The 12,370-nt window shown below is 40.1% G+C and carries 10 protein-coding genes; 7 read left to right on the top strand and 3 right to left on the bottom strand.

All coding sequences use genetic code 11. The annotated features are described in order from the left end of the window. Nucleotides 1–89 precede the first annotated feature (89 nt). The 7 genes from B7E04_RS00315 (at nt 90) to B7E04_RS00285 (ending at nt 10,330) form a co-directional block, all read left to right on the top strand. Nucleotides 90–2,933, top strand: coding sequence for a T9SS type B sorting domain-containing protein (locus tag B7E04_RS00315; protein WP_080776629.1), 2,844 nt, complete (start codon nt 90–92; stop codon nt 2,931–2,933). 114 nt (nt 2,934–3,047) lie between these two features. Beyond that, nucleotides 3,048–6,446 (top strand): T9SS type B sorting domain-containing protein, encoded by a 3,399-nt coding sequence (locus tag B7E04_RS00310; RefSeq protein WP_165439386.1) that lies wholly within the window; start codon nt 3,048–3,050, stop codon nt 6,444–6,446. 160 nt (nt 6,447–6,606) lie between these two features. Beyond that, a complete protein-coding gene (locus tag B7E04_RS00305; protein WP_080776628.1) occupies nt 6,607–7,395 on the top strand; it encodes a hypothetical protein in 789 nt (262 codons plus the stop codon). Nucleotides 7,396–7,593: 198 nt separating this feature from the next. Beyond that, nucleotides 7,594–8,367, top strand: coding sequence for a DUF6759 domain-containing protein (locus B7E04_RS00300; protein ID WP_080776627.1), 774 nt, complete (start codon nt 7,594–7,596; stop codon nt 8,365–8,367). 99 nt (nt 8,368–8,466) lie between these two features. Beyond that, nucleotides 8,467–9,144, top strand: coding sequence for a tRNA (guanosine(46)-N7)-methyltransferase TrmB (gene trmB / locus B7E04_RS00295; RefSeq protein ID WP_080776626.1), 678 nt, complete (start codon nt 8,467–8,469; stop codon nt 9,142–9,144). 18 nt (nt 9,145–9,162) lie between these two features. Next, on the top strand, nt 9,163–9,885 hold the full coding sequence (locus tag B7E04_RS00290; RefSeq protein ID WP_080776625.1) for a DUF6759 domain-containing protein: 723 nt from the start codon (nt 9,163–9,165) through the stop codon (nt 9,883–9,885). A gap of 7 nt (nt 9,886–9,892) precedes the next feature. Next, entirely contained in the window at nt 9,893–10,330 is a 438-nt protein-coding gene (locus B7E04_RS00285; RefSeq protein WP_080776624.1) for a DUF6759 domain-containing protein, read from the top strand. An 82-nt stretch (nt 10,331–10,412) separates the two neighbouring features. Here the strand turns inward: B7E04_RS00285 and rpsB are convergent, their stop codons facing one another. The 3 genes from rpsB to rplM form a co-directional block, all read right to left on the bottom strand. After that, a complete protein-coding gene (gene rpsB / locus B7E04_RS00280; RefSeq protein ID WP_048508339.1) occupies nt 10,413–11,174 on the bottom strand; it encodes a 30S ribosomal protein S2 in 762 nt (253 codons plus the stop codon). Nucleotides 11,175–11,357: 183 nt separating this feature from the next. Further along, nucleotides 11,358–11,744 carry a 30S ribosomal protein S9 gene (gene rpsI / locus B7E04_RS00275; RefSeq protein ID WP_062653887.1) on the bottom strand — a complete coding sequence of 129 codons (387 nt, stop codon included), beginning with the start codon at nt 11,742–11,744 and terminating at the stop codon, nt 11,358–11,360. A gap of 6 nt (nt 11,745–11,750) precedes the next feature. Continuing rightward, a complete protein-coding gene (gene rplM / locus B7E04_RS00270) occupies nt 11,751–12,206 on the bottom strand; it encodes a 50S ribosomal protein L13 (protein ID WP_034706094.1) in 456 nt (151 codons plus the stop codon). Between the last annotated feature and the right edge of the window lie 164 nt (nt 12,207–12,370).

Raw genomic sequence — 12,370 nt, 5'->3', positions numbered from 1 at the left:
TTTTTGATATAAAATCGCTATTTTTTAAACATTTTATAATATCGCATTAAATATTCTGCTATTTTTGCGACAATCCTAATTTCCATAACATGAAAAAACTTTTACTCAGTTTTCTTTTACTACTCGTCACTATTAACCCGCTTTTTGCCCAAAGGGATACCGAACACTGGTTCGCTCCTATGGCCGCCCGAAGCACTAACGTCAGCTCCCCGCAGCAGGCACTCTACTTTTCTACAGATTCCACAACTCCGTTTCCTGTAGAAATTTACAGTAACAATACGCTTTTGGGAACCGTGACAGTAAGTAAAGGAGCCCCACAAACATTTACTATTCCCCTTGGGAGCATTATTACCAGTAATACTTCCGAATTATTCACTCCGGTGAATAAGGGACTGTACACAAAAGGCACAAAACCTTATTTTGTAACCTTCCGTTTTTCCGTACTCAGCCATGGAGAGATCCTCACCTCTAAAGGAAAAGCCGGAATCGGCAAAAAGTTTTATGCCGTAGTCTCTCCAATTGAAAACCCCGTCACTGCTCTGAACTTTACAACAGGGATTATGGCTACAGAAGACAATACCCAGGTTACTGTCTCAGATTACTCTGCTGATGTGATATTTTCCAACGGATGGACCGGGGTAACCAATCCAACTCTTACATTTACTTTAAATAAAGGCCAGTCTTACATCATTGAAGGTGTTGGTGATAAGGCAGGTAATAAAGAAGGTTTTATCGGCGCAAAGATAGAGGCAGACAAGCCTATTTCCGTAACCAATGGTAATTTCAACGGACAGTTTGCCATTATTCCCGCAGGTGGCTTTTTTGACGGAGCTGATATTGTAATGGATCAATCTGTACCTACTGACCGCTTAGGAAATGAATTCGTCCTTGTAAAAGGAAACGGAGATATCAGTGAAAGAATGGAAGATGCCCTGATTGTAGCCACAGAAGGCGGCACCCAGGTATATATTAATAACTCCGCAACACCGGTAGTTACCTTAAGTGAAGGTGAAAGCTACCGCGTAAATAAGCTGAGCAATACCAATTACATTAACCAGGGTAATAACCATTACAATATGTACATTAAAACAACTAAAAATGTGTACGTATATCAGCTGCTGGCAGGTGTAGCAACAAGTAATGCTACCGTAGGATTCAATTACATCCCTCCTCTGAACTGTTACCTTCCGAGAAAGATCGATGAGATAGGAAATATTAACATTCTTCCTCCCACAACCAACAATGTTAAACTCAATATTCTGACTGAAACAGGAGCTGCCGTCACGGTAAACGGAGCCACTCCACCTGCTGTTCAAGGGCCATATCCTGTACTGGGAACTTCATCCTGGGTTTCCTATTCTGTCCCGAATGTGACGGGAAACATGACCATTACCTCATCTAAAGCAGTTACTGCTGGAATCTCAGGAGGAAGCGGTGTGGTAGGATATGGCGGATATTTCGCCGGATTCTCATCAATTCCTGTTATAGCCAAACAGACCGGAGATTGTATTCCCGGAATTGTGTTGGAAGTAGATGACAGCTTTGATTCTTATCAATGGTACAGAAATAATACCCCCATTCCTACTGCAATAAGCAATTCTTATACCCCTACCCAATCCGGCGAGTATACGGTAAAGATCACCGTAGGTTCATGCCCACCCATCACGACTCCGGTATATAAAGTATACACTTGTCTCACGGAAACAACGATGAACGAAACAGTGTGTGACGGCGTAAAGCTTATTGTTCCTACCTTTACCAATTCTACACAGTCTGTAGTACCGGGAAGTGTAACGATTATTACACCTCCGGTTAATGGGAATGCGGTTATAGATCCTGCTACAGGAGTCATCAGCTATGCTCCGGCTTTCAGCTATGTAGGCCCGGACTCTTTCGTTTACAAATTCTGTGGGAATAATCCTGACTTTACAGATTGTGAGGAAGTAACTTTAAATTTAACGGTTTCAGAAAGCCCGGTAGTAAGCAATGCATCTTTAAGGGTATGCTTTTTGGAATCCAATCCGGCCTTAGGTTTATTTAACCTTACCAACGCCCCCGTTACTACACAATTGGGCGTCACAAAAAAATATTATCCATCACCAACGGATGCCGACAATAATACCAATGAAATTCTCAACCCTGCAAATTATGAAGCGCCAACCGGGGTTGCCTATGTAAAGGTCATCAATGCCAATGGGTGTTACAGAATTGCAGAAGTTACCCTTACCGTGCTTCCTCCTGTAAAATCTTCAGTACTTGTTGATAAAATCATTTGTATTGAAGATACCACAACCCTGGATGCAGGTCCTGGTTTTAACGGTTATGAATGGAGCACCGGAGCCACTACACAGGCCATCAGTAATGCCGGAGTAGGCACCTATTGGGTGAAATTAAAAACCGGGGATTGTGTTACCTTACAGACCGTAAAGGTATACGCATCTGACCAGCCTGTTGTGTCAAGTATTGATATTTCCAATACTACCGTTACGGTGTATGCTATAGGCGGAAACCCACCTTACCAGTATTCCCTTGATAATATCGTATGGCAGGACTCGAATATATTCACAGATGTATCGAGAGGAACATCCGCAGTATATGTAAAAGACAGCTATAACTGTGATCCGATTACAGTGGAAATTACCATTCCTAATCTTATCAACGCCATTACGCCAAATAATGACGGAGTAAATGATGTTCTCGACTACTCATTATTATCCGGTAAAAAGAACCTGGAGTTTACCATTTTTGACCGCTACGGCACCAAAGTATTCCAGGGGGATAAGAACAATGGATACAAATGGGACGGAACTTTGGGCGGAAGCAAAAGGGTTCCTACCGGCAACTATTGGTTTGAAATTCACTGGAATGAGCCTTCCGGCAAACAGACACAGGTAAATTATACCGGCTGGATCCTTGTTAAAAGCAGGGAATAGTCACTGAAAAATATAAGTTTCTCAACCGCGATTTTAACATCGCGGTTTTTTTATTATTTTTTCAAGGTATGAATACATTTTATTATTAAATTTGTGTTAAACCCAGTTCACTGAATGAAAAAAAATTTATCTTTTTTATTTATACTTTGTTTTTTCGCCTTTTCCTTTGCTCAATTGGACAGGGAACACTGGTTTGCCCCAATGGTTGACAGAAGTGTAAGCCCCAATCCCTACCAGAAATTATATTTATCTACCAACCGAACAACTCCCTTTCCGGTGAGTATTTACAGTAATAATGTGCTTATCGGAACGGTGAACATCAGTAAAAACAATCCACAAAAATTTGATGTCCTGCGAAAGTACATTATCACCAATCTCCAGGCGGATCTATTTACTCCTTCAACGAAAGGTTTGTATCTTAAAGCTGAATTTCCATTTTATGCTAATTTAAGATTCTCTGTATTTAACCATGCCGAGATCATTACTTCCAAGGGAATACCATCCACAGGGAAAAATTTTTATGTTGCGCATGCTCCCATTTCTGTCAGTAATACCATTCTGAATTTTATGGCCGGTATTCTGGCTACCGAAGATAATACAACAATTACCATAAGCGGCTACAAGCCAACGGTACAGTTTTCAAACGGAATGACGGGAGCTACCAATCCCACGCTTACGGTCACGCTCAATAAAGGCCAATCCTATATCATCGACGGAAGCGGTACAATTGCCGCCAATTCTAACGGATTTATCGGTGCCAAAATCACAGCCAGTAAACCTATAAATCTCACCAATGGAAATTTTAACGGCCAGTATGCCGGAAACTTTCCATCCAGCTCTGATATTCTGATGGATCAGGCTGTTCCGGTGGAAAGATTAGGAAGTGAATTTGCCCTGGTCAAAGGGAACGGCAGCAGGGGCTCTCATATGGAAGGGGCTATTGTCATTGCCACACAGGATAACACTCAGATTTTTGCCAATGATGAGATTCCTCCGCTGATCACATTAAATACAGGAGAATATTTTGTTGTCCCTGATTCAAAATATCTGTTGCAGGGAAATAATCATTATAATCTTTATCTCAGAACCTCTAAAAATGCTTACGTCTACCAGATTCTTGCCGGAGATTCCGCGTCAGGAAGTGAGGTAGCTACGGGAGGATTTAATTTTATTCCGGCCTTGAACTGCTATCTTCCCAAGCAGATTAATGAATTGGGGCTCATCGATGAAAACTTTGTCCACTCCAATGCTAACCCATCCGGAATCCTGAATATCCCGACAAAGCTGAACCTTATTACGCAACGAGGAGCCAACGTTACGGTAAACGGTGGTGTTCCGGCTGCGACAACGGGACCATTCAGCATGACGGGAACCAATAACTGGGTAACTTATGGTATTCCCAATGTATCGGGAACCATTACTGTGATCTCAGACAAAGCTATCACCGCAGGAATCACTGCGGGAAGTAATGCAGTGGGATATGGAGGATTCTTTGCAGGTTTTCCTACACAGCCTGTTATTTTAAGGTCAGGAGGAGACTGTGCACCCGGTATTGTCCTTACGGTAGATCCAGTTATCTACGATACCTATCAGTGGTACGTAAACGGAAACATCATTCCCGGGGCTACCACAGCATCAATTACGCCAACGCAATCAGGATTTTATACCTGTTCGGTAACGATGGGAAGCTGTGCCCCATTGGTCACGGAAGAATTTAAGGTGCTGAATTGCACCAAGTTGAGTACAGCAACCTATGATCTGTGTACTACGCAAACGATTACACCTGCATTCAGCAGCTCTGCACAAACCCCTGTAGCTTCCACTGTGGCCATCCTCACTCCTCCTGCATTAGGGACAGCAGTGATAGACCCCGCAACAGGCGTCATTACTTATAATGTTACTACACCGGGAGTTACCGGAACCGATACCTTCACTTATACTTTCTGCGGAAATGACCCCATTTTCACGGACTGTGAGACAGTGACCGTTACCATAAATATTCAGGCCCTAACGGTGACGAACGTCACTATAAATGCGTGTAATATCAATGGTCAGGGGACATTTAATCTGACTACCGCTAACGTGACGAACAACTCACCGGTAACCATCACTTATTACCCTACCCTTGTAGATGCCCAGACAGAAAACCCGGGCGCTTTGATTACAACACCCAACGCATATACAGCTCCTAATGGTACAATTGTATACGCTGTGGTTAAAAATGCTATAGGCTGTAAAGCTATTGCTGAGATCACCCTTTCTTTATACAATCTAGCCATCGTTCTGGACAATTATAATGGTGTTTTCTGTGATGATAATCTGGACGGAACAGTCACCGTATTACTTAATAATATTACAGGAATTGTGCTGAACAATCCGGGTTACTTTATCAATGTAAGATACTATGCCTCTCTTGCCGATGCCAATGCGGGAAATGCCAATACGCTTCCTAACAGCTGGAGCTATACTGCGACGACTACGATTTACATCAGGGTGGAATCTCCGGACGGCTGTGCGGTAGTTGTAAAGCCGTTACAATTCAGCATTGGGGGCCGTATTCCTTTAATCACAACAGCTGCTGTAACCACGGTCTGTGATGATGATCTGGATGGAATAAAAGCAGTTAATCTATCACAGTTTATTCCGCAGTTTACCTTAGACCCTAATGTGACGTTTACCTTCCACGGAACTTTAGCCGATGCACAGAATGACATCAATGCACTTTCAGTTCCTGTAAATATTACCGGAACCCAAACCTTTTATATCAGATTTGAGAAAAACGGAGTATGTCCTGAAGTGGGTTCTGTAAAAATTACGGTTAAATCACCTAAAAAATCAGATAAATTAAAGGACGTAATTATCTGCCCTAAAGCTACTACTACCTTAGATGCGGGACCTGGATTTGAAAAATATTTATGGAGTACGGGAGCTACATCGTCTTCCATTTCCAATGTTCCGGCAGGAACTCACTGGGTAGAACTTACTTTTAACGGATGCGTTTACAGACAATACGTTACGGTTACAGAATCGTCTCTGCCAATAATTACAACTATTGAGATCAACGGAAATACGGTAACCGTGGGCGTAACCGGAGGAACACCACCTTATGAATATTCTCTGGATGGGGTAAGCTGGCAAAATTCGAATGTCTTCAACAATGTACCCAGAGGTCCTCATAAAGTTTTTGTAAGGGATTCCAACCTGTGTGAAGAAGTAACCAAGGAATTCGCTCTCATTAACCTGATCAATACCATCACTCCGAATGACGACGGGCACAATGACCAGATCGATTATTCATCTCTGATGAGCAATACCAATCTTGAGTTCAGGATATTCGACCGCTATGGTGCTGAAATCTTCAGAGGAAGTCCCAGCAACCGGTACATATGGGATGGAAGAATGGGAGGAAGACCTGTACCTACCGCCACTTACTGGTATTTTGTCAGCTGGACAGAATATGGCACCAATATAAGCGTAAAATACACAAGCTGGCTACTGTTAAAACGTAAATAATTCAGCGGTTTTAATGTTAATTTCTTTGTATTTTTTTATTAATGCAGGTTTATAACATTCCTTAACAGTTTAATCTTAAAGTTTAATATAACTTTAACCTGTAATCCTTATCTAAACAGGTATAAATTGCTGTATTTCTACGTAATTTTGCCCTAATTATATGAAGAAGCTAATTACCCTTTTTATGCTGGTTTTTCTGGCAAAAGTCAGTGCACAAATTTATTCCGGAGAGGTGTTTTTAAGAGATAATTCCATCTTATACCTTAATCAGGTTTATGTAACCAATCTGAATAACCAGAAAACCGTACTTACTGATTACAATGGTACCTACACCATTCCCGCAGTTCCGGGAGACGTGATTCGTTTCACATCCATCATCACAGAACGAAAAGATGTAAAGCTTACCTCGCAGATGATGCAGCAGAAAAATTTAATTGAGCTGAAAATTGCCTATTACGAAATCCAGGAAATTGTCCTTACCCGGTTTAAGCCTACGGGAAATCTAAGATACGACGTCAATTCTATAAGAAAAGAAGACAAAGGCCTGGCCATCAAAAAAGTGATAGGGCTTCCGGAGCCTAAGGGTGACGGAACTTCTCCTGAACTGCCTGTTGCAGGACTAAGAGATGGAGGTCTTACTTTCAGCCTGGAAAGTATTTATGATATCCTTTCCGGGGACAGAAAGAAAAAACAACGATATATGGCATATGAGAGGATGAATAATTCTGTGTCTCAGATTAAGAACTATCTTGGAAAAGACTATTTTGTAAGATTCAAGATTCCTGAAAATCTGATTGACAATTTCCTTCAATTTGTTTATACTTCGGAAAATATTGAAGCATATGTGCTGGCGGGGAATTTTGAAGCCATTAAAGTTCCTATCGAGAAATATCTCCCTATTTATCAGAAAAGATTGAAAACCTCCAATCTCCAGGAAGTCATTAAATAAAATATCATTTCTAGTAAAGAAACAGGCATTATATAACAAATTACAACACATATTTCTTTTATATTTAAAATTATACTAAATTTATCTTCATCTAAAGTAACTAAAATAAAAACAATAGTATTTCGTTGTTATAATGAAAACTAATTGACCAAAACACAAATTAAGAGGAGCACCAAACTTTTATTTAATATTTTGTCAATGAAAAAAATTCTTTTACTTTTTGTATCCTTAGTATTCATTAGTGTGTCTGCCCAGAAAAGGGGAAAAGATTACAGTAATATTTTAAGAAGCAAAAACATCTATGAGATCAATGCTTTCCTGAGAGATGCCCACCCTGATGATCCGCGCAGATCCGTACTGAAACCGCGGGTGATGGAAATGATGACGCAATACATAAAAGATGCCCATCCCGCCGACCAGAAAGTAAAAGATATGCAGGAGATGCTTGCCCTCCTCAGAAGAAGACCCTCTACCAAGATCAGTTTCGATGAAATGAATGCCATTATCAAACAGAAACAGATTGCAAAATACAAGGCAGAACTTGCCGCCAAACAGTCAACTGTAGTATATACCCCAAGTAATGCCGAAAATACTTTCGTAGTAAATACCACAGCCAACGCAGCTGTGCCCAATGCTGAAGCTGAAGAATTCAATATGCTGATGGCCGTAAATCCTGTAGAGCACAAAAACAGGACAGTAAAAATATTAAACGCATTATTCAACAACGATCCCAGCTCCAAAGAAACCACAGTTCTGATCAGGAACAATTCCGACTGTAATATTATTGTAAGAATGGAAGGCGTTGGAAACACCAAATACAGGCTTGCAGTTCCTGCTCATGATGAAAGCTCTATTGTGATAGATAAAGGCCAGTATCTTTTCACCAGCATGGTCTGCGGAGCACAGTACGCCTCACAAAAGACCGTAGAAAAAGCAATCATGGTCGCCTTAGGCGCTTCTGCGGCACCATAAGTACGCGGCAAATATGCTCAATTCCATTTCTTTTATCCTTAAAAGGCAACGTAATCTATATAAAATTTGCTATTTTTGCGGGATTTTATAAATAACTCGATGGGCAAAAATAAACTAGCAAGATTCGCAGAAAACAAGATTTTACCAAACGTTATCCAACCAACCAGAGAAGATGCACTGAAAGGTTTCCCCATGAAAGGAAAATGGAGAGATGATTTCTTTAAAAACGATCATCCGATCGTATTGGAACTGGGCTGCGGAAAAGGAGAATATTCTGTAGGTCTTGCCAAAACATTTCCTGAAAAGAATTTCATCGGGATTGATATCAAAGGCGCAAGATTCTGGTTCGGGGCTAAAGAAGCTGTAGAAAACGGGATGAATAATGTAGCGTTCCTGAGATCACAGATAGAATTGGTAGATCATTTTTTTGCTGAAAACGAGGTGGATGAAATCTGGATCACGTTCCCTGATCCACAAATCAAATACAGACGTACCAAGCACAGACTGACACACCCTGACTTTTTAGCGCGGTATAAGAAATTCCTGAAACCAGGCGGAATCATTCATTTAAAAACGGATTCTGAGTTCCTGCATGGCTATACTTTAGGTTATTTACAGGGAGCCGGACATGAAATTATCACAGCACACCATGATATCTACGGCGCTCCTGAATACGATCCGAACACGGAACATTTACGAGATATAAAAACATATTATGAAGAGCTGTTCTCAGCCAAAGGAAAAACCATTACGTACATTAAATTCCGGATAAGCTGATGAAGTAAACACAAACTGATGAAAAAAAAATTTTTAACGACCCTCCTCCTCATTTTCCTGATTCCAGGTTTCGCCAGCGCGCAGAAAAATATTAAAAACGGCAAAGGCAGCAAAGACATTCTCAAGAGCACCAATATCCGGGAAATTGAAGATTATCTTAAAAATGCACATCCCGATGACCCTAAAAGGAGTATACTGAAACCAAAGCTCATTGCTCTGAAAAATTCTGAGTGGACAAAAGGTGCAAAGAACGCCAAACCCATGGAGACACGGCCTGTGATAACCGAAATTCCCAACCGGTTTATGCGGAATTCCTATTCTGATGACGCCGAAGAATTTAAAAAACTGATCGCCGAAACTTCCGACCAGCACAAAGAAAAAACGGTCAAGCTGTTGAATGCAATGTTTGATGAAGATATTACGCGCAAAGAAGCTGTTCTTCTGTTCAGAAATAATTCCGACTGTAATATAGTTCTTAGAATTGAAGGAAAAGATTTTTATAACCTTGCCGTACCTGCGCACGGAGAAAATTTTATTGTTCTCAATAAGGGCTCATATACCCTGAGCAGTAATGTCTGTGATATCAGGTATATCTCTGCAAAAGACATAAAAAAAAGTATATTTGTAGTGATTGATAATCCCGGTCATCCCGGTAAACAGAACCCTGAACCAGCAGAAAATCCGGTAAAAGATCTGAAAAAAGCAATCCCCGAAAAGCCTAAGAAAAAGAAAAAATCATAAAAACTGTATGAAAAAGCTGTTTCTCCTTTCCGGTATCTCACTTATCCTTATGAGTTGCGATGCCAATTACAGCACCTATCCTGTAAGAACCAACTACCCTGCTTCCGGATCAGGGAATACCTCCATGAGTACGGAAAGAGAGTATGCGGAACTTATTAAAACATACAAACCCGAAACAGCGGAAGTTCTGACAGACCTTCTCAATGGCGACTCTCCTACCGATCCCAGGACTTCTATTTCGGTAGAGAATAAATCACCATGCAATATGGTGCTCACGGTAAGCAGTAACAATTTCTATAAAAAAATCCCGATAGGCTCCGGGAAAATAGGCTATACCATGGTGCCTAAAAACCAGAATTACAGACTCTCGGGAAAACTCTGCAATTCTTCTTACCAATCTACAAAATTCATTACCACTTCTTACGCAATCAAGCTTACCAATTAATAAATCCGACATCAGCAAGCTGTAAATAAAAAAACGCTGGATAAAAATCCAGCGTTTTTCCTATATTAAAGAAAATCTTTAATTATTCAGCATCGAAATCAGCATCTGTATCTGCAGATACCTTTTCTCCTTCTTCTTTAGATTTTTCTTTATCAGCTTTTCTTTGAGACTGACCTTCTTTGATAGAATCAGAAACGATGTTTAAGATCATATCAATAGACTTGGAAGCATCATCGTTTCCTGGGATAACGAAATCTACTTTTCTTGGATCAGAGTTTGTATCAACAATACCGAAAACTGGAATACCTAATTTCTTAGCTTCAGTTACAGCGATGTGTTCTCTCATGATATCTACAACAAAGATTGCAGAAGGAAGACGAACCATGTCAGAGATAGACCCTAAGTTTTTCTCAAGGTTAGCTCTTTGTCTGTCTACCTGTAATCTTTCTTTTTTAGATAAAGTTTCGAACGTACCGTCTTTTTTCATTTTGTCGATATGGTTCATTTTCTTTACCGCCTTTCTGATAGTAACGAAGTTCGTTAGCATACCTCCAGGCCATCTTTCTGTAATATAAGGCATATTAAGTTCAGCAGCATGCTTAGCCACTACTTCTTTCGCCTGCTTTTTAGTTGCTACGAAAAGAACTTTTTTACCTGCAGAAGTTAATTTTTCCAAAGCGCTGCACGCTTCATCCAGTTTAACTGCTGTTTTATGTAAGTCTACAATGTGAATACCGTTTTTCTCCATAAAAATGTATGGAGCCATATTTGGGTTCCACTTTCTGGTCATGTGACCGAAGTGTACGCCAGCCTCTAAAAGGTCTTTTACATTTGCTTTTGCCATGTTTTCTGTTTTTGTTAGTTTACTTTCCGTCTTTTAAACAATCAACAACTTCTTTAGATGGGAGAAGCGTTTGGATGCTAAACGTAACGGGCAATTTTTAAATTTAGATTAATAGATTTCAGATATAAGATAACAGACAGAAAATCTGAGATCTGACATCTCCAATCTGATGTCTGAAAAAAATTAACGTTTTGAGAATTGGAATCTCTTTCTTGCTTTTTTCTGACCTGGCTTCTTTCTTTCCACCATTCTTGCGTCTCTTGTAAGTAAACCAGCAGGTTTCAATGCTAATCTGAACTCAGCGTTGATTTCGCATAAAGCTCTTGAAATACCTAATCTGATAGCTTCTGCCTGACCTGTATTACCACCACCGAAAACATTTACGGTAACGTCATACTGACCAACAGTCTCAGAAAGGATGAACGGCTGGTTCAATTTGTAAACCATCACGTCTGTAGAGAAATAATCTTTTGCATCTTTACCGTTTACTGTAATGTTTCCAGAACCTGGCTTTACATAAACTCTAGCTACAGAAGTTTTTCTTCTTCCGATTTTGTGAACTATAGACATAATTAATTATTTAAATTCGTTAACATTAATTGTTTTAGGCTGCTGAGCTTCATGCTTGTGCTCAGTTCCTTCATACAGATAAAGGTTCTTCAATAAAGCAGATCCTAATCTGTTTTTAGGCAACATACCTTTTACAGATTTCTCCAATACTTTTAAAGAATCTTTCTTCTGAAGTTCAGCCGCAGTCATAGACTTCTGTCCACCAGGGTAACCTGTATGCCAGATGTAAGTCTTATCAGCCCACTTGTTTCCGGAAAGTGTAATTTTCCCAGCATTCAAAACGATTACGTTATCACCACAATCTACGTGAGGTGTAAAGTTCGTTTTGTGCTTACCTCTCAAAATCTTTGCAACCGTAGAAGCTAGTCTTCCTAACGGCTGTCCTTCAGCGTCTACCACAACCCATTCTTTATTAGCAGTAGCTTTGTTCGCTGAAACAGTTTTGTAACTTAATGTATTCACACGTTTTAGTTAAAGATTAAACATAATTTCCCCCTAAAAGGGTGTGCAAAGGTACACATTATTTTTGTAATGCAAAAACATATTTTGTTTTATCTATATAACTATCGGTATTTTAAGAGGTTCTGGTAGATTTTAACAATATTTTTAGAAATGGCACAGAACTT

Source organism: Chryseobacterium phocaeense, from assembly GCF_900169075.1.
Taxonomy (GTDB): Bacteria; Bacteroidota; Bacteroidia; order Flavobacteriales; family Weeksellaceae; genus Chryseobacterium; species Chryseobacterium phocaeense.
The sequence above is the reverse complement of the archived record's forward strand: the minus strand, read 5'-3'. Positions and strand labels throughout refer to the sequence as shown.